Raw genomic sequence first — 20,175 nt, 5'->3', positions numbered from 1 at the left:
GGACATACCATCAATAGTTTTGATGAAGTTCAAAAAATCATGAGATGAATATCATTGAAAAGTCATTTAGTCACATTGAGGATCGTTGGAATAAAGAAGAGGAAGACAAACTGAAGGGTCAGGAAGTGGGACTATTGTTATATAGGTCTAATACATTAGGCTCCGATTTAAAGATCACCAATTATGGTGGCGGTAACACCAGTTGTAAAACCATTGAAACTGACCCCCTGACCAAAGAACAAACAGAGGTAATGTGGGTAAAAGGCTCCGGCGGTGACATTGGCACTTTAAAAAGAGAAGGCCTGGCCGGTCTGTACATGGACCGGCTTCAAAATCTTAAAAATGTATACCGTGGCCTGGAACATGAAGATGAAATGGTAGGTCTGTTCTATCACTGCTTATACGATCTGGATTCTAAAGCACCGTCCATAGACACAGCACTACATGCGTTTCTTCCGTTTAAGCATATCGACCATTTACACCCTGATGCTATCATTGCCATTGCCGCTTCTGCGGATGGTGAAAAAATAACGAAAGAGCTGTTCGAAGGGAAGCTTTCCTGGATCCCCTGGCAAAGACCAGGGTTTGACCTGGCTCTTCAACTGGAAAAGTCCCTAAAGGATAATCCAGGCATTGAAGGTATTATTCTTGGTGGCCATGGATTGTTCACATGGGGAGATACCGCACATGAATGTTATTTAAACAGTCTCGACAAGATCAATAAAGCTGCCGCTTACCTGGAAGAAAACTATGGTAAAGAACGTCCTGTTTTTGGCGGTCAGGTCATCACTTCGCTTCCGGAAGACCAAAGGAAGGAGCAGGCAGCTAAGCTCGCCCCATTTCTAAGAGGACTATGTTCCGGCGAAAATAAAATGATCGGTCACTTCACGGATGATGATAGGGTGTTGGAATTCATCAATAGCGCCGATTTGGACCGGCTTGCCCCTATGGGGACCAGTTGCCCGGACCATTTTCTCAGAACCAAGATCAGGCCACTGGTTCTACCGCTGACTCCGGATGAAATCATTGATGCTTCGATCCGGGAAAAACTGAAAGCATCTTTTTCAGAATATCGTGACTATTACGCCAAATATTATACGGATCATAAACGTGACAACAGCCCTGCCATAAGGGACAGTAACCCCGTAATCATTCTCTGGCCGGGTGTAGGTCTATTCTCCTTTGCTAAAAACAAACAGACCGCCAGGGTGGCGAGTGAATTTTATATCAATGCCATTAACGTAATGAAAGGCGCTGAAGCTGTCTCAAGTTATGTTTCTCTGCCGTTACAAGAGGCATTTGATATAGAATATTGGCTACTTGAAGAAGCTAAGCTACAACGTATGCCTGCTGAAAAGCCGCTATCACGACGAGTATTACTCATTACAGGTGGTTCTGGCGGCATTGGCAAATCTATTGCCGAAGTATTCTCTGCACAGGGGGCCTGTGTTTTCTTTACCGACATCGATGAGAATGCACTGGAAGCTGTTATGGCAGGATACAGTGCAGATCATGCCGGTTGCATGGCTATGGATGTTACTGATCAAAGCAACATTGACGCAGCCTTCAAAAAAGCATGCCTTACTTTCGGAGGTGTAGATATAGTGGTAAATTGTGCCGGGCTGGCCATTTCCAAGCCTATGACCGACACGAACGAAAAAGAATGGGACTTGCTGCAGGATGTTATCGTCAAAGGACAATTCAATGTTTCCAAAGCAGGCGCTGATATCATGCGTATACAGGGTTTTGGCGGCGATATAGTAAACATTGCCAGCAAAAACGGTTTGGTGTCCGGGCCAAATAACGTAGGGTATGGTACCGCAAAAGGTGCACAGATCCATATGTCACGCCTGCTTGCAGCAGAGTTAGGGCCTGAAAAGATCAAGGTAAATGTTGTCAATCCTGATGCAGTGATCACGGGCAGTAAGATCTGGGAAGGTAAGTGGGCAGAAGGTCGGGCTAAAGCTTATGGCATTACCCCGGAAGAACTACCGGAACATTACGCGAAACGCACTTTATTGAATGAGATTATCGAAGCCGAAGACATTGCCAATGCAGCTTTTGCCTTTGTAGGAGGGTTATTGAGTAAGAGTACGGGAAATATACTCAATGTTGACGGTGGTATAGCTGCGGCTTTTCCAAGGTAAATCTAAAAGCGTAAGTCACACATTGCCTATGCAAATTGATCTGAATCAAATTGAAACACTGAATAAGCCCTACCTCCAACAGCATAAAGCTGACTTTAGCCACCTGACGACAAAGCTGGTCAATACTGACATTGATGTTACAGCAGTCATCAATACCCTGAAAAAGTACCAGGTAGCCATACCAAGCTGGGCGTTGGGGACAGGAGGAACAAGGTTTGGAAGGTTCCCTGATGGCGGAGAGCCCAGGGACCTGGAGGAGAAAATAGCTGATGTGGGGCTATTACATCGCCTGAATGGTTCCTGCGGGGCCATATCTTTGCATATTCCCTGGGATATACCAGCAGATGCGGCAGCGATCCGACAACTGGCAGCTGATCATGACTTACTATTTGATGCGGTGAATTCTAACACTTTTCAAGATCAGGAAGACCAAAAGGAGTCCTATAAATTTGGCTCATTAAGCCATATAAGTGAAGAAGTAAGGGCAAGAGCTATTGAACATAATAAGCAAGTGATCGATTATGGCATTAGTCTGGGCTCAAAAGCTTTGACTGTATGGCTGGCAGATGGCTCCAGTTTCCCCGGTCAAAGTCACTTCAAAACTGCTTTTCAAAATACCCTGAGATCACTTCAGGAAATCTACGACCACCTTCCCGAAGACTGGAAAGTGCTCATTGAATATAAGCCCTATGAGCCCAACTTCTATTCAATGGTCATACCCGACTGGGGCACTTCATTTCTCCTTGCCAACAAACTTGGACATAAGGCTTTCAGCCTGGTGGACCTGGGTCATCATCTGCCCAATACAAACATTGAGCAAATTGTAACCACACTTATGATGGAAGGTAAGCTGGGCGGATTTCATTTCAACGATTCCAAATATGGTGATGACGACCTTACCGTAGGTTCTCTACATCCCTACCAACTCTTCCTGATATTTAATGAATTAGTAGATGGAATGGCCCACAATGATGCCAACAATCCCATTCCTGCCTGGATGATAGATGCCAGTCATACTATTAAGGACCCTCTGGAAGACTTGTTACAATCCACTGATGCCATTCTTAATGCCTATGCAAGAGCGCTGATCATCGACCGTAAAAAGCTTTTCATTGCTCAGCAGGAAAATGATGTAGCCGGCGCCCAGGAGGTCATTCAAGATGCTTTCCGTACCGATGTACGACCATTAGTACGCGAAGCGCGGCGTCAGTCTCATGCTTTCATCGATCCGTTAAATGCTTTTCGTCAACTGGATGTTCGGGCTGCGCTTATCAGGAAAAGAGGGGCCGTTGCGATAAGTACAGGCTTGTAAATCTCAGCGAATTTTGGCCTATTGCATGACTTAGGGTATGAACAAGATCTCACACCTTTTTATCCGCTAAATGAAAGTAATGTCCGCCCGTTGGGGATAAGATATACAACCCGATGCCCATAACACGTATGAAGAGGCTTATTACCACCTGATGCTCCAACTGGCCATATGCCAGGCAAGGTCCGTTGAAAGGGTCATAGAAAGCCACCCGGTTACAGATATTTATATTTTCGGGGGGGGGTCAAAAACCATTTTTTTTGTCCTTGCCGGCCAGCCATTTTACAGATAAAACTGTTCGGGTTGTTTCACTGGAAAGAGCTACTGCCATGGGGCATACATGGTAATCCATCCTGACTTATCTGAGAAGAGAATGAACGAACTTCTCCAATTCAGGACGATCTCCCCTCTGCATTCCACCGATCAGGATACCGCAGGATGATAAATACCTGGTTTTCTGATAACTTCCATCTTTGATGAAATTAGTCTACCACATAACATTTACAAAAATGAAAAGAATAAATTATTTACTGAGCTTCATGGCACTCGCAGCCATGATGATAACAACAGGTTGTGACGACGGGGATGATTCAGGTCCAACTATACAAGAACAGCAACTGGCAGCGGTTCTCGGCACATGGGCCACTCAAAGTACCAGCGATGTAAAATTAGATACGGATGATGCCCCTGGTGATTGGTCCGGCTTTAGCATTACCTTTAACAATCAAAACGGTGTAGTGGCAACCGGAATACCCCCGGAATCAGAAGTTTTTTCCCTGACCAGCTTTGAAACTACCGGTAATAGCGCATCACAATTTCAGTTGATCTTTAATGGCGCCAGTGCGGAAAGTGCATTGCTGTCTATTTCGGGCAACACCATGGAGTTATCTTTCACTTTGTCAAGTGACACGGACCAGTTGGGCGCCAGGGTGAATAGTGTAGAAGGCGATTGGACATTTTCACTGACGAAAACAGAATGATCTTAAGTTATTAATATTCCCTCTCAGTATTCTTTCTGCTTTGCATTATCTTTATCGACATGAGGTAATGCCGGGATATTTCGCTTGGGGTGTATCCCGCCATTTTACTTCATAAAGGCCACCACAAAGAAGCACCGGCAATTATGTTTTCTGATCAAGGATACGAGGACCTCTTCAAAAAATCACTCCATCGATATGCCCCCATAACCGATGAGTCCTTCATAAAGCTATTCTCAATTTCAAAATTCAGAACGGTAAAAAAAAGTGAGCCTATTCTATTAAAAGGCCGAACAGCAAGAAAGATCTACTTTGTATGTAAAGGTATATTAGTATCACAATGGACGGATGAAGAAGGGAATATCCACATTAAAAATTTCTTCCTGGAAGGGAATTTTGCGGGTTCTATCGTTTCATCATTACTATCTGCACCTTCAGAGTTCAGCATTGAGTCAATAGAAGATGGGGTCATTATCGAAATGGATTATCAGGAATACAAACAAACCATTTATGATCACGATGACCTACAAAGGTACTATATCAACTACCTGGAGCAAAAATGGGTCATAGAAAATGAAAAAAGGCAGATCTCTTTTGCTGCTAAAAATGCTACGGATCGCTATTTAACCTTCCTGGAAGAATACCCTTCTTTACCAGAAAGGGTTCCTCAATGGCTCATCGCTTCGTACCTGGGTATTACTCCCACCCAGCTGAGCCGAATTAGAAAAGAATTGAATAAAATTTAGTTGCATTAACATATGTAAATGCCATTGGACTGTTGCCGTCTTAATTTTGGTTTATCAATTACTAACAGCAAGTATTATGAACCAAATAACGCTAAGTATTTTAGCATTGACCGGCGGGATATTCCTGGCGATGCAGGGTGGTTTGAACGCCCAGTTAGGGGTGTTATTGCGTAATCCCCTTTTGGCCTCGTTGGCCACTTTCTTTTGCAGCGCGGTGTTTGTATTCCTGATCGTAGTTTTCAGTATTAAAAGCATTCCAACCCTGCAGCAGCTAAAAGATGTGCCGCATTATTTATGGTTTTCGGGTGCCGCATTTAGTGTGTTAGGCATTAGCCTTTACTACTATACTATCCCTAAATTGGGCATATCCACCATGATCTCATTTGGTTTGTGTGGTCAATTGGTATTTTCTGTCATTGCCGGCCATTTCGCCTGGTTTGGTTTGCCTGAAGAACCCATTACATACAAACGGATCATAGGAATTGTGGCTATGATCACCGGAATTTTATTCATCAATAACAAGTAAAAAGCTATGGATATTATAAAAGAAAACATAAAAGACTTGACGTCGCTTTGGCAAAAGGTAAGTGAACAAGCAAATGCTTACACTACCGGAGAAGATTTCGATTTCGGCGAGATAAGTTATTCGGCGTGGCCTAACAAGTTATGGTTTCACCATGATGTGAATAAAAGAACGCTGGATAGCGCAAAAAGCCTGTTACTGTCCCATTCTACCCGGCTTACCATCCCCTATTGGGATATCTATCAAAGTACCGCTTACGAACTGCTGGAAGCCAATGGTTTTGAAAAATTGTCTGAACAGGTGGGCATGTATTTAAAACTGACCCGGACTTATGAGAAAGCAGATGAACTGGAACTCAAAAAAGTAACGGATGATAAGGACGCATTATTATGGAGTCAACTGTTCGAAAAAGCTTTTAATTATCATATTAGTCATAAGTTATTATTTCCTGTTCACCCTGATATAGATTATCTAATTGCATGGCAAAAAAATGAGCCTGTAGGCACAGCTTTGGTACATGTCAATGAAAATGGCGTTGCAGGTATCCATGCTATGGGTGTGATCCCTGAAATGAGAAGAAAAGGTTTTGCGGAACAAATGATGACGAACATCCTTTATGAGATAACAGAACAGGGGTTCAATTATGCAACACTTCAGGCTTCCACCCTTGGGCAGGGTTTATATTTGAAATTAGGTTTTAAAGAACAGTTCATCATGAAAAATTATGCCTTACGGCAAGAAGTGTAAGTAGAATTTTTGAAAATAGAATAAGATCTTCATAAAAGAGAAAACTAACTATACTAATGGAATTAATTAAGCATTTACAATGGCGATATGCCACCAAAAAATTTGACCCAACGCAACAGGTAAGTGGTGAAAACTTAGAAAAGGTAAAGAAAGCTATTCAACTTTCCGCGTCCTCTTATGGACTTCAGCTTTACAAAGTTTTGGTGATAAAAGATAAAACGATCAGAGAAACCCTCAGGCCGGCATCGTGGGGGCAAAGTCAAATCACCGATGCATCTCATTTGTTCGTTTTTTGCAATTATTCTGAGATAAAAGATGAACACATTGATGAGTATATTCAATTGAAAGCCGATATCCAGAACGCTGACCTGGACAGGTTAAAAGGTTATGGAGACTTTATCAAAAGTAAACTCGGTGAACAAACGGCGGCCGAAAAAAATCATTGGACTGCACGACAGGCCTACATTGCACTTGGCAATCTCCTGGCAGCCTGTGCAGAGCTGAAAATAGATGCCTGCCCTATGGAAGGGTTCGACCCCGAAAAGTACAACGAAATTTTAGGCCTCTCGGAGAAAGGGTTAAATGCTGCAGTCATCGCTACCATAGGTTATCGTTCCATGGAAGACCAGACGCAGGACGCAAAAAAGGTCAGAAAACCAATGGGATCACTCTTCGAAACCATATAAACCTTAAAAGCATAAAGTGCATGACTGGTTTCAATAAAACCAGGATCAACGACCTGGGAACGGAGCCGTCGGGTGGGAAGTTTTTTGTTGTAATGACATACCTTTAACGTTGTGTATTGTCTTTACTCCCTGACTTGAAGGTAAAAACATATGGAATACAAAGATAGGTGGTTAAAAATCTGTGGAATTTCGTTCATCGTTTTCTCTACTGTTCATATGGGACGCGAAGGAGCTTTTATTGAGCTCCTTCAAAATAGAGACAATTACTATTTCGACCTCTTATTCTCACTAACTGTGACCTGGTCCGTTTGGCAGGTCACACGTTACATTATCAAAAAGTTAGATGTAAAAATTCCCTGGAAAACCCGTTTATACAAACGCCTTTTGGTACAACTGCCGGTTACATTAACAGCGTCTGCATTGTTGCTAACATCCATAACACTTGTGTATACTTCCATTATGGGGATTGGGTTTTACCAGGTGATGGCCCCGGATGCCGAACTTCTGATGGGACTGATTTTCACTTTGATCATCAACCTCCTGTACCTTATTTTATACTTACTCCAAAGGGGGAATGACAATGAAGGAAAAACAGATCGTATTAAACTGGTAGGGATGACCGGCAACCGAAAATCACACATAAACCTTGATAACGTTGCCTATTTCTACTCCAGGAACAAAATTGTATTCGCAGTTCAAGGGATGAGAAACAACTCAGAACGGATTATACCCTGGATACCCTGGAGAGTAAATTGCCCGGAAACTTCTTCCGCCTGAACAGGCAAATACTAGCTTCTGATAAAGCTATTGTTGATTATAAGCCTATCGAAAATCGTAAAATAGAAATTTCATTAAGCCCTGTGTTCAATGAAAATGTATATGTCAGTCAAAAAAGGGCCAGTACTTTTAAACGCTGGTTTGACCACTAAACGCTTGACACGTATACTTCGGTCAGTAATATGATCCCTTCAGTAGAATCTGTTGATTTTAGCTAGTCCCTATTTCGTTGAATTGCGTCATTAGCTTCAAAACGAAAAAATAATCAACATGAAAAAATTACTTTTTGGAGCCATTATGATCGTGCTTTTTCTAAACAGTTGCCATGACCCTGAGCCATTCAATCAGAAGACCAACAGACGTATGGCCCGGCAGATGCAAAATGAACTGGATGATTATGTCACGGGATTTGCTGAAGTACCCGGAGCATGGCTTTCCGTTACTATGGATGAAGGATATACGGAGTTGGTTAGCGGATATGGAAATAAAGCCTCCTTCCAACGCCTTTCTGTTACAAGTGAATTCAGAATATCCAGTATTACCAAAATGTTCACCTCGGTAGTCATTTTTCAGATGGTAGAAGAAGGAAGTATAGACCTCTCTGATAATATCTTTGAAATTCTGGGCAGGCAATTACTTACAGGCCTACAGGCAGAAGAAGCTATTGATAGGATAACCATTAAAGATTTACTCCGGCACACAAGTGGCATCGAGGATTATGTAGCATTAAACTGGACTACTACCCTTTTGACTGATCCTCTCAGGTTTTGGGAACCACAAGATCTACTGGACTATGTAAAAGAGCACAGCATCGCTCAGTTTGAACCCGGAACGAATTATTATTATTCCGACACCAACTATGTTTTACTTGGACTGATCATCGAAAAACTTCTCAACAAACCCATTCACAAAGCATATGAAGATAGGATACTTCAACCGCTAAAGATGGACCACACTTACATGGAGGCGTATGAATCGGGGGATGACAATAACCTGGCTTCCGGCTATTTTGAAAATAATCATTTAAACAACTGGAATACAAGTTCCGATTGGTCAGGGGGTGGATTGGTCTCAACACTTGCGGACTTAAGTATTTTCATGAAAGCGCTAACGAATGGTAGATTGTTTGGTAAGCGCAGTTCATTCCGGGACATGCAGGAATGGATAGTATTGAATAACAAGTCGGCCTACGGTTTTGGAGTGGGTAAATATAACATCGGAGGACATGAGGTCATAGGGCATGGCGGGCAAGGTTTTGGTTTCACCAGCGGACTTTATTATTATCCCGAAAAAAATGCCATCCTATGTTTGGCAGTCAATCAACAGGCCACGGATATTTCAGGGTTTGAAGAAGCGGTTATTCGAATCATCAACGATTTCAACTGACAAAATCTTCTGATCAATCATTGAACGGAAATCTATACGGGCAGTGGTATCTTCAGCCATTTGCCCTTACGCTCGTATTACACTTTGAAGGAAAATAAAATGGTGAAGAATGTTCCACCTGATCACCGTTAATTTAAGAGCTTGAAAAGCATACAAAATCACTGGTTCTGACCACATCTCATGCTTTATTTCTTCAAAGTATATATACTCCCCCTTTGGTTTGTATGTAAAGGGTTTTGATCTGATGGGTCCATCCGCAGATTAAAGCACTTTATACCCGTGAGATTTGACTTATCGATCTATTCTACCGTTCATAGAATGTTGAATCACAGCTCTTTGTGTTTTATTTACTTTCGCCGCGAAGTGCGTCATGAGCGCACAGGATATTAGTTAAGTACAATTAAAACAATGATTAAAGCCTTACCCGTGAGAACCAGTTACATTTTTCTTTTAGCCCTGATTTTATCAGGCAAACTCTTTTCACAACAAACCCCCAAACGTACATCAGGCAGTAACCAACTTGGGTACCTCGAACACCTTCCCCCGGACTATGATAGCAATCCCAATAAGCTGTATCCGGTATTAATTTTTTTACATGGATCTGGAGAAAAAGGTGACGGGAGTCCGGGCGCCCTGGAACGTGTAAAGAAGAACGGGCCTCCCAGACACATTAAGAATGGTCATAAAATGTGTTACTCAGTTGGTGGAGTCGAAGAGTGTTATATTGTGATCTCTCCCCAGCTCAAAAGTGGTTTCTGGAGAAGTAGCCTTATTCATGAAGTAATGGAACATGTCATTAACGGACCTGATAATTATAGAATTGATCCGGACCGCATACTTTTGACGGGTTTAAGCCTTGGCGGTGGCGGTACTTATAACTATGCCTACGGCCCTGAAAACAATCCCAATATCCTCAGGGCCATGGCGCCGGTAGCTGCTTTTGGGGCCATATCCAAGGCATGTGTTATTTCAGAAAGAAAGATCAATGTCTGGGCTTTCCATGGCACAAATGATCGTACCATTACCTACAACAGGGGAAAAGACCTATTCGACGCCATCGAAGACTGTACCGATCCTGTACCTACAGCCGAACTTCGGTTTTCTACCTATCAGGGCGTTGGCCATAACTCCTGGTCCAGGGCATATGCCACTGACCATTCCGTTCACAATCCCAACCTTTACGAATGGTTCCTGGACCTTAGCCGCGATCCCAATAATAGCCCGGGTAGCCCTCCATATGGACCTGATCGCCTTCAGGCCAGCGCTATTTCACCTTCGCAAGTCGCGCTAAACTGGGCTGACAACTCCGACAATGAAGAATATTTCGAAGTCCAAAGAGCAACAGACGAACCAGAGCAATATACAACGGTTCACACCTCCGGATCTGACGATACGGAGTATCTTGACAATTCTCTTGAGTCCGGTACAACCTATTATTACAGAGTCAGAGCAGTCAACGATAACGGGACATCTGATTTTTCACCTGCCGAAGATGTGACCACACCTGTCAGAAATACCTCAGACGGTGGAATCGTCGGTCATTGGAAATTGAACAATACTACCCTGGACGAAACGGCCAACAATATTAACGGCACATTACAAGGTGGCGCAGACTTTACCACTTCCAACAAAGAAGGTACACACGCACTACAACTTGACGGTCAAAGGCAATACATTGACCTGGGAAATCCGGACGCTCTTCCCGAGGGCAGATCAGTACGGTCTTTGAGTGCATGGGCCACTACACAGGATGTTTCCAGCGGCTTTCGATGGATCGCCGCTTTTGGAAAAGGGACCCGATCAAAAGCTATGTTCATTGGCCAAAAAGGAAAAGATCTGGTAGCCGGCGGGTACCAGGACGACCTGGTCGTGCCCAACTTCTGGCAGGAAAATGTATGGCATCACATTACCCTGACCTATGACGGTACTGTAGCAAAGCTGTATGCCGATGGTGTGGAAATAGCCAGTGAAAACAAGAACTGGTCATTAGAACGGTCAGAAGCCTTTATTGGAAAACAGGTGAACGATAAATTCGAATACTGGAACGGTCTGATCGATGATGTAAGAATATATGATAAAGTTCTCACCGATACAGAGATCGTGGAGATCATCAGTACCGAACCACCACCCACACCCGGAACACTGGTGGGCCATTGGAAATTGAACAATACCACCCTGGACGAAACGGTCAACAATATCAACGGCACATTGCAAGGTGGCGCAGACTTCTCTACTGTAAAGAAAGAAGGTACGCACGCACTGCAACTCGACGGCCAGCAGCAATACATTGACCTGGGAAATCCGGACGTACTGCCCGAGGGTAAGGCAGCACGTTCGTTAAGTGCATGGGCTACCACCCAGAATGTTTCCAGTGGATTTCGATGGATTGCCGCTTTTGGAAAAGGAACCAGGTCAAAAGCTATGTTCATTGGCCAAAAAGGAAAAGACCTGGTAGCCGGTGGATACCAGGACGACCTGATCGTGCCTGACTTCTGGCAGGAAAATGTATGGCACCATATCACCCTGACCTATGACGGTACCGTGGCAAAGCTATATGCTGATGGCGTCGAAATAGCTAGTGAAAACAAGAACTGGCCCCTGGAACTGTCAGAGGCCTTCATCGGAAAACAGGTGAACAATAAATTCGAATACTGGAACGGCCTGATCGATGATGTAAGAATATATGATAAAGTACTCACCGATACGGAGATCAAAGAGATTATCAGTGCTGAACCACCACCAACACCCGGAACGCTTGTAGGTCACTGGAAATTGAACAATACCATCCTGGACGAAACCATCAACAACATTAACGGCACATTGCAAGGTGGCGCAGACTTCTCTACCATAAAGAAAGAAGGTACGCACGCACTGCAACTCGACGGTCAAAGGCAATACATTGACCTGGGAAATCCGGACGTACTGCCCGAAGGTAAGGCAGCACGTTCGTTAAGTGCATGGGCCACTACCCGGAATGTTTCCACTGGTTTCCGATGGATCGCTGCTTTTGGCAAAGGAACCAAATCAAAGGCAATGTTCATAGGCCAAAAAGGAAAAGACCTGGTAGCCGGCGGGTACCAGGATGACCTGGTCGTGCCCAACTTCTGGCAGGAAAATGTATGGCACCATATCACACTGACCTATGACGGTACCGTGGCAAAGCTGTATGCTGATGGCATAGAAATAGCCAGTGAAAACAAGAACTGGCCCCTGGAACTGTCAGAGGCCTTTATTGGAAAACAGGTGAACAATAAATTCGAGTACTGGAACGGACGGATCGATGATGTAAGAATATACAACAAGGTACTTACCGGCCAGGAGATCGAAGAGATCATCAGCATTGTGCCACCACAACCCGAAACACTGGTAGGTCACTGGAAGTTGAATAATACTACCGTGGACGAAACAGCCAACAGTATTAACGGCACATTACAGGGCGGCGCGGACTTCTCTACCGTGAAGAAAGAAGGTACGCACGCATTAGAGCTCAACGGTCAGAGGCAATACATTGACCTGGGAAATCCGGACGTACTTCCCGAGGGTGAGGCAGCACGCTCATTAAGTGCATGGGCCACCACACAGGATGTTTCCAACGGATTCCGATGGATCGCTGCTTTTGGCAAAGGAACCAAGTCAAAAGCTATGTTCATAGGCCAAAAAGGAAAAGACCTGGTAGCCGGCGGGTACCAGGATGACCTGGTCGTGCCCAACTTCTGGCAGGAAAATGTATGGCATCATATTACCCTGACCTATGACGGTACTGTGGCAAAGCTGTATGCCGATGGTGTGGAAATAGCCAGTGAAAACAAGAACTGGCCCCTGGAACTGTCAGAGGCCTTTATTGGAAAACAGGTGAACGATAAGTTTGAATACTGGAATGGCCTGATCGATGATGTCAGGATCTATAAAGAGGCCATTGGCCCGGAACAGGTGACAGCCCTGGCTACAGCAAGAGCTCCATTGGCTACAGCACGAACAACCGCTCCTGCCTCTGACAAAAGTATTGAACAAGGTCTTTTTGAAGAGCAGCGGGAGATAAGAGTTTATCCGAATCCTTTTAGCACGCAACTCCATCTGGAACTGGACATAAATACTATGGAACAGACGGGTGATGTTTTGATAAGTGTATTTGACCTGGCCGGCAATGAGGTTTTTTCGACAAGTATTGACAGCCGATTTACTACTCTAGACCTGAATCAACTCAGGGCCGGGATGTACATTTACTATGTGACGACCGATCAAGGTAAGGTAAAACAAGGCCGGATCGTTAAAAGTGAGGGCTAATGTACTCTGATAAGAACCTGTATAGTGCAGGTTGCTTTACTTAAAAGGAGTTACCGCCATCCATTGAGGTTTGCGATAACTCCTTTTAAAACACTCATTAATACATTTGTTGATGACGGAACGTTCATCATTTATTTGCAGCTTTCTTTCGTCTTCAAAAAACCGGGTCACCTAACTTCCGCACTGGGACCCATGACTTAAAACCGAAATAGCCGCGTCATCATTTTCCACCCCCTTTTCTCCCGCTGGCGGGGGCCAGGGGATGGAGCTTTGGCATGTTCTTCCATCCAACTCGCAATGCTATTGTAAACTCGATCTATTTGCTGTAGCACTTCTTCATCAGTATACCTCAAAACCGTGAAACCATCTTTTTCGAGATCTGAGGTTCTCTTCTTGTCGTTTAGAGCTATACCCTCGTAGGTATGTGTAATTCCGTCAACTTCTATAATGAGATTTAACTCTTTACACATAAAATCGGCAATATAGTTTAGAACAGGCCTTTGTCTGCGGAATGGGTATCCCTTCATCATTCTTGCTCTCAACACATACTTCCATAAACACGCTTCAGCCTTAGTCATATCTGATCTTAGCGCTTTGGTGAATGGTTGAAGTTTCTTATTGTAATGACTATTGTTTGGGTTGGTCATTTTATTTGGGTTTATGTTTAGAGTTATGTGAAAGTCCACCCCCTGGCCCCCGCCAGCGGGGGAAACACTTCGATAAAAATCAGTCCTGCTACTCCATATTTCTACTAGCTTTAGTTAAATCCTGTAAGTTATGAAATCAATAAATTTCGGTTGCGGAAGTTAGGAAAAAGCCAGGTCAAAACTCTATTTTGTAGCTCAAATTAGGAATAATGAGGGCCTCACTTATTTTATCGATGGTATTGGTTTGAAAATTATAGTCAAATTCTTCAAACTCTTCTGTCATAGAAGCATTGATCAAACTTAACGTCCATACAGAAGACCTTTTGGGCTTATTTATCCTGAACGTAGCTGAAAAATGAAGTACTAGTGATGGGTCCAATTGTCCCTGATAGGCTTGATGCTCCAATTCAATAACATCTCTGTTTTCAATGGAAGCATCAAAGTTAACAGGAGTAAATCTTTGACCACCCTGATACCCGGCACGAATGTTCAGCCCGAGGATATTGCTTTTGGCTGCTCCTAAAAACCACTCCTTCCCAAACAGCACGTTCCCCACATATCCACGATCAAATGCTGTATTTCTCCACTCACCATCTCCACCTTTGTATTCCGATCTATAAAATGACGAGGTAAGTAAGAAATAATATCCTTTACTCAGAAAACGTTCCAGGGTAAGGTCAATACCATAGTTCCGTCCCTCCCCTTCGTTGACCAGCTCATCGTTGATGAACCAATCGTTTTTGAGGTTAATGAATGAAAAGGAGGAGCCTTCTATTACCGGTACATCAAAGAGTTTTTGGTAGTAGGGTTCCACCTTCAGCCTCAGGTTTTCATTCATTTGCAGGTTGTAACTTCCTACCATATGGTGCGCTCTTGTCAGTCCCATATCCTTATTTCGTTGCACCCCGTTGATATCTTTGTTCAGGTAATAATTAAGCTTTTCCACCCTGCTATGAAGGCCATACCCCAAGCCAAAAGAATGGTTTTTTCCGGAATTCCATTCTACGGATAGCCTTGGCTCAGGTAGAGTCTGCTCGTTCAGGGCAAAATATTGAACATTCACCCCGGCCAGAACAGACAGGCTGGATGAGATATTAAATTGGGATTGGCTATACACAGAGAACAAGCCGCTTGAGCCTTTTTCATCGACCACCGTTTCGAGTACATTCGTCTCCACATTTTGCAGCAATAAATTGTAATTAAGAAAAGTAGCTCTGAACCCGGTTTGGTTCGTATGACCTTTACTTAGCTTGCTATTGATCTGTGATTGAAAAACAATGTTCCAATCCTCAGTATTTATTACTTCATCCAATGTCTCCTCAAGGTCAACGTTCGTTTTATGGGTAGTCAGGTCCAGTCCGCTGGTTGTCAGGGCAAGGTCCGACTCAATGTATGTTTTACTACCTGTATAAATAGTGTGCTTTATCCCTGATGCCCCCATATATTGATCTACATCCTGCCTGAACTGGTCACTTTCATATTCCCACTCCACAGGATCATCTTCTGCCTTCTGGCCGGACTTGTCCAACAGTCCAATGCCCCACACGGAAAAAATACCCGTCTTTTCCGTTGGTAACTGAAACTTATAGGACAGGTCCTGGTATTTGATCCCTTCGGCTTCTTCCGGTAATACGGGCTTTAAAAGGGCCAGGGTTGAATAACGATAGTTAAACAAATAAGTGGCTTTCCCTCCCCTTTTAAAGGGACCTTCTGACGCAAGGTCAATGCCGATCAGTCCTAGCTGAAACGTATTTTCACGTTCATCGCTATTCCCGGAGCGCATGGAAAGATCAAAAACGCCTGAGATGGCATTGTTATAAGCGGATGGAAATGCCCCGGTAAGAAAGTCCGAATTGGCGAGCATCTGGCTGCTGAGGGCCGTCAATCCACCACCGCCAAACACGGACAGGTCTGCAAAATGGTTAGGGTTAGCGATCTCTACGTTTTCCATCCTCCACAGCAGGGATTGAGGGTTATTGCCTCTTACCACTATGCCATTACTTTGAATCCCGCTGCTGACGCCTGCAAATGAAGCCGCAAGCCGGGCAGGATCATCGAAGCCTCCGGCATATCTCTTAGCTTCTTCAACGCTTAACATACGGGCATTTATCCCAGAGAGCGGATTTACAGGCTCATTTTTCTCTATCTTCGGCTTTACCACTACCTCACTTAATGTCACTACCGACTCCTGTAGGGCAGCATGGAGTACCACGTCTTTTCCGGACGTCACTAATATTTCTTTTAGCACAATGGGATCGTATCCCAAAAAAGAGAATTCAATGGTATACCTTCCAACCGGTACATGTTCCAGCAGAAACTTTCCTTCCGGGTCAGTCACCACTCCTTTGGGAGGGTCAGTGTTTTTAATATGAACAGTGACAAAGGAAAGGGGCTCACCTGATGCCTTATCCGTGACCTGCCCCTTTATCCGGCCTTCTATTTGTGCCAATACATTTGTTTGACACATCACAATTGTAATAATGAGTAGATTTCTAGCTTTTGACATGAATATACGTGTTATACCTGCCGCTAAGCTAGATCTACCGTATATCCAAATCGACTGATCCGAACGGATCGAACCTATTTATGTGAGGTTATGTATGAAATTTATTACCACTGAACATGGGCAACGGCTTTTTTATTCCTGTTTTTTTGAATAACAATCGTACTTTTCCAAAACACAGGCATCAAAGCGAAATATTTCTACCTCTGAATAATAAGCCCGCTGGTTGCCCTCCTTTGGGTTGGCCTTATTTTATGTTTAGCGCTATCAGTGCTTTAATTCTATTATCACTTCTTTTGTCCCAAATCGTTACTTCACAGGTCACAGGGTTCTTTATATCTGAACCGGAAAATATAAAATTTGGAGCTAACCGGTTCTTTAGCTCGGAAGCCACAATACTCAAATCCCCTATTAGATCATCCTCGTTCAAAATCACTTTACCCTCAGAATCTTTGCCTTTTATACTTAATCCTATGGCCGCTTTTCCGTCTTCTATACTGAACCCTTCCAGCCCTTCAAATATCATGAATATATTCTCATCGAATTTTGCCTCATTGCCTGTAATAACGGCATTTCTTTCCTGCGAGAACAAATAAATCTCGGCATAAGAAATACTATTATTTTCAACTTTGATTTGATTATTTGAGATAACGTCAAAATCCATTTCAGCCTTGTACGTTCCCTTACCCTTTTTATCCCAAATGCTCACGAATAATGTATACTCATTTCCCGAATGAATGGGCTTAGCGACGGTTATATTGCTTTGCAGCAACAAAGGAGAAATATCAAATCCATCCCGGTTATTTTTATATAAGTCATTATTGTACATTACGGTGTCCCTGTTCATTCCAAGGACCAGAAGTTGTAAACCTGGAAAGGCGTTATCACCGTCTTTCGTAAATCCATCAATGTCGTTAAAGTTTAAATATATCTTCTCTCCGTAAACAAATGAGCTTCTGTTTATTTTGTCCAGACCATCTGACAAATAAACACTTTCACAAGAAAGTTCGTCCCCTTTAGTTACTAAACCCGTTATGAGATCTTTATTGACCGATTTGTTGAATTCACATGAAATTACAGTTGAAATTAAAAGGACGATCAGGGATATTTTAAAATTCATAGTTTGTTTTTTTAGGTATTCATTCAATCACTGCTAAAGCCTGGATAACATCAGTATACCTGGGTTTACTGAATTTGATTTGTATGTTCATTTCTAGCCGGTATTATATGCTTTCCAATGGCTCCAGTTTTGCGAATAGTTCGTTTTGGTGTACAAGATAATGCTCATCCTTACCCCAGAAAGACCATTTACTTTCATAATCTCCAATCACCTCGAAATTTTCAGGGTTTATTTTTGGTATAACATTCGCGCCGTAGAATACGAATTTATTGTCTCTTGCGAAAAAAGCATTGATTATTTCAAAGTTGGAACTATTCGCTTCTTTCACTCGGTGACCATAATAATATACATGGTTACAATCCTTTGAATAATCAAAGTCAAGTACCTCAAAACTTTCACTGTCAGCTCCTTTCACCGTTCTTGGTTTTCCCGACATCATATCATGGAAATAGATATGGTTTTTGTCCTTGCCATATCCCCTATACCGCCAACGTTGAAATTCTTTAGCGTAGACCGAGTCTGTCTTCTCCGTTTTACCGACATCCAAAGGTATAAATGTGGAAGCGTCAATACCATGGGCTATTCCCTCGATATAAAAAACATGATGAGTGTCTTTCGCAAAAATGGCATTCAACACCCTGAAGGTCTGAATGTCTGCCTTTAATACTTTTGAGTTATTACAATAAACATATTGATGGTCTTTTGACCAAATATGGTTTAGTTTTTCCATTCGATTTTACTTTATCATTGCCGTTGACGTTTATCAAACCGTGCGTCCGCATTTTACCGGATGAAGACGTAGTATATAAACTATCAGCCTCTTTTTACATTTTAACACCCTCCCCTTTGAGTAAATCCTCCGCCCACCAATATCCGGTATTGTTATTCAACCACCTATTTATAGTTGGTTCATTTACAATTTCAGGCCACTGTACACAAAGAGCGAGTACCGCTTCCAGGTTATTGTTTTTAACAAGCTTCATTAACCTTGTTTTCGTACTTTTCCAGTCAGTCTTGGTTTTTTGAATAACACGACAAGCCGCTCCTGCTGATTCATCCTTGCTTTTAAGAGCAGTCTTCACGACTCTTTTTATCCTTGGATCTATTTCTTTAATACAGTAGGGTATCGCATCCAATGCGTACATTCTTGTTGTACGGTCCTTATCTTTTGACAAATCAATGAGCACTTCAGATAGTGAATGATCAATTACTCCAATTTCTTTAAGGGTCCGGGCCATTCTCCATCTGACTTCACTATTCGGGTGTTTCGACAAGGAGGCAAGTATTGGAATTAATGAAGCTGATGCCTTACCTAACTTCCCACTTGTCCAAACGGCTGTTATTTGAACTTTTTCATTTTCGTCCCTGAGCCTTCCTGCCAAAAGGTTAAGGATTGGTTCAGTCGGTATTTTTAATACACCGATTAAATAAACCACACATTTTCTAACGATTGGATCAGCGTCATTTTGTAGTTGAACCAGGGCCCTGACCATTTCCATCCTTTCTTCAGGGGTAATCTTTTTATCATCAAAATACCATTCGGAGAACCCTAATAAGTGACCGGCAGATTTATTCTTTTCATCCGGATTCTCTGATTTGAGCTTTTCTAACCAATTTGAAACATTACGTCCTATCATAGACTAATCTGACTCTTTCTATTACCACAAATGTTTTATGTGAGGTTGTTTTGGCATAGGGATTTGGCGAGAAAACGCAAGAGGATTTTCGTAGGCAAGCTTGCACAGATATTGGGTTTATTAGACGTTATTCACAGCTCTTAGCATAACTTTCATCTTTACTTTTATTCAGCCGATTAGAAATTATCCATTATTGTACGATTGGGCTACTTAACTAAAAAAGTTCGAGGTGCTGAAACTTCAACATTTCCATGGACGTCAGTAGCCGTAAATATCACACTATAAGTTCCTATATCTGTTGGAGTGAAACTTTCGGAAATAACAAGTTCAGTTTGAGTGTCTGTTATACTATTAACTGTTGTTTCGAGCACAACCGTTCCGATGCTATGATGCTATTTGTAACGGTCAGTTTCATCGACGCTATTTTTGTTTCATCCACTCCTAACGCTATTAAATTCACCTTGTCCTCCTCCGGCCATGCTCCACCCCAATCTCCGATATAAGTTTGATTTACATCAGGACTTTGGATTGAAATTGTTGGTGCGGTTAGGTCCGTTTTTCCTTCATCATCCGTTGAACAACTCGCGTACATCATCCCGAGTATCAATAAGGCACTGAATATCGTTCCGCTATTTTTCATTTGTTTCACCTGTTGATTGTATTCTAAATTATTGTGAATAAAACTA

17 protein-coding genes are annotated in these 20,175 nt (G+C 42.8%); 11 read left to right on the top strand and 6 right to left on the bottom strand.

Annotation, left to right across the window (positions count from 1 at the left end):
• Positions 1–44: 44 nt before the first annotated feature.
• From FNH22_RS08085 to FNH22_RS08035, 11 genes are all read left to right on the top strand, one after another.
• Positions 45–2,147 carry a bifunctional rhamnulose-1-phosphate aldolase/short-chain dehydrogenase gene (locus FNH22_RS08085; protein WP_143397850.1) on the top strand — a complete coding sequence of 701 codons (2,103 nt, stop codon included), beginning with the start codon at positions 45–47 and terminating at the stop codon, positions 2,145–2,147.
• 28 nt (positions 2,148–2,175) lie between these two features.
• Entirely contained in the window at positions 2,176–3,459 is a 1,284-nt protein-coding gene (locus FNH22_RS08080) for a TIM barrel protein (RefSeq protein ID WP_143397849.1), read from the top strand.
• 506 nt (positions 3,460–3,965) lie between these two features.
• A complete protein-coding gene (locus FNH22_RS08075; protein ID WP_143397848.1) occupies positions 3,966–4,436 on the top strand; it encodes a hypothetical protein in 471 nt (156 codons plus the stop codon).
• A gap of 143 nt (positions 4,437–4,579) precedes the next feature.
• Positions 4,580–5,179: a Crp/Fnr family transcriptional regulator gene (locus FNH22_RS08070; protein ID WP_143397847.1), complete on the top strand. Its 600-nt coding sequence runs from the start codon at positions 4,580–4,582 to the stop codon at positions 5,177–5,179.
• A gap of 76 nt (positions 5,180–5,255) precedes the next feature.
• Entirely contained in the window at positions 5,256–5,705 is a 450-nt protein-coding gene (locus FNH22_RS08065) for a DMT family transporter (RefSeq protein ID WP_143397846.1), read from the top strand.
• A 6-nt stretch (positions 5,706–5,711) separates the two neighbouring features.
• Entirely contained in the window at positions 5,712–6,449 is a 738-nt protein-coding gene (locus FNH22_RS08060; protein ID WP_143397845.1) for a GNAT family N-acetyltransferase, read from the top strand.
• A gap of 56 nt (positions 6,450–6,505) precedes the next feature.
• On the top strand, positions 6,506–7,135 hold the full coding sequence (locus FNH22_RS08055) for an NAD(P)H-dependent oxidoreductase (protein ID WP_143397844.1): 630 nt from the start codon (positions 6,506–6,508) through the stop codon (positions 7,133–7,135).
• Between the two features lie 150 nt (positions 7,136–7,285).
• Positions 7,286–7,912, top strand: a complete 627-nt coding sequence (locus FNH22_RS08050; RefSeq protein WP_143397843.1) for a hypothetical protein — start codon at positions 7,286–7,288, stop codon at positions 7,910–7,912.
• Positions 7,822–8,064, top strand: coding sequence for a LytTR family transcriptional regulator DNA-binding domain-containing protein (locus FNH22_RS32880; protein ID WP_143398084.1), 243 nt, complete (start codon positions 7,822–7,824; stop codon positions 8,062–8,064). The genes FNH22_RS08050 and FNH22_RS32880 overlap by 91 nt, the downstream gene beginning before the upstream one ends.
• 118 nt (positions 8,065–8,182) lie before the next feature.
• Positions 8,183–9,298, top strand: a complete 1,116-nt coding sequence (locus FNH22_RS08040; RefSeq protein WP_143397842.1) for a serine hydrolase — start codon at positions 8,183–8,185, stop codon at positions 9,296–9,298.
• Between the two features lie 408 nt (positions 9,299–9,706).
• Positions 9,707–13,582: a LamG-like jellyroll fold domain-containing protein gene (locus tag FNH22_RS08035; RefSeq protein WP_143397841.1), complete on the top strand. Its 3,876-nt coding sequence runs from the start codon at positions 9,707–9,709 to the stop codon at positions 13,580–13,582.
• Positions 13,583–13,779: 197 nt separating this feature from the next.
• Here the strand turns inward: FNH22_RS08035 and FNH22_RS08030 are convergent, their stop codons facing one another.
• The 6 genes from FNH22_RS08030 to FNH22_RS08005 form a co-directional block, all read right to left on the bottom strand.
• On the bottom strand, positions 13,780–14,229 hold the full coding sequence (locus FNH22_RS08030; RefSeq protein ID WP_143397840.1) for an endonuclease domain-containing protein: 450 nt from the start codon (positions 14,227–14,229) through the stop codon (positions 13,780–13,782).
• A gap of 175 nt (positions 14,230–14,404) precedes the next feature.
• Complete coding sequence (locus FNH22_RS08025) at positions 14,405–16,735, bottom strand: carboxypeptidase-like regulatory domain-containing protein (RefSeq protein ID WP_143397839.1); 2,331 nt, start codon at positions 16,733–16,735, stop codon at positions 14,405–14,407.
• 244 nt (positions 16,736–16,979) lie between these two features.
• A complete protein-coding gene (locus FNH22_RS08020) occupies positions 16,980–17,852 on the bottom strand; it encodes a hypothetical protein (protein WP_143397838.1) in 873 nt (290 codons plus the stop codon).
• A gap of 103 nt (positions 17,853–17,955) precedes the next feature.
• Complete coding sequence (locus FNH22_RS08015) at positions 17,956–18,582, bottom strand: DKNYY domain-containing protein (protein WP_143397837.1); 627 nt, start codon at positions 18,580–18,582, stop codon at positions 17,956–17,958.
• 94 nt (positions 18,583–18,676) lie between these two features.
• Complete coding sequence (locus tag FNH22_RS08010) at positions 18,677–19,489, bottom strand: HEAT repeat domain-containing protein (protein ID WP_143397836.1); 813 nt, start codon at positions 19,487–19,489, stop codon at positions 18,677–18,679.
• A 343-nt stretch (positions 19,490–19,832) separates the two neighbouring features.
• Positions 19,833–20,129, bottom strand: coding sequence for a hypothetical protein (locus FNH22_RS08005; RefSeq protein WP_143397835.1), 297 nt, complete (start codon positions 20,127–20,129; stop codon positions 19,833–19,835).
• Between the last annotated feature and the right edge of the window lie 46 nt (positions 20,130–20,175).

It is taken from the genome of Fulvivirga sp. M361, from assembly GCF_007097395.1.
GTDB lineage: Bacteria > Bacteroidota > Bacteroidia > Cytophagales > Cyclobacteriaceae > Fulvivirga.
Note: the sequence above shows the minus strand (reverse complement) of the source record. Positions and strands in the feature narration are given on the sequence as shown.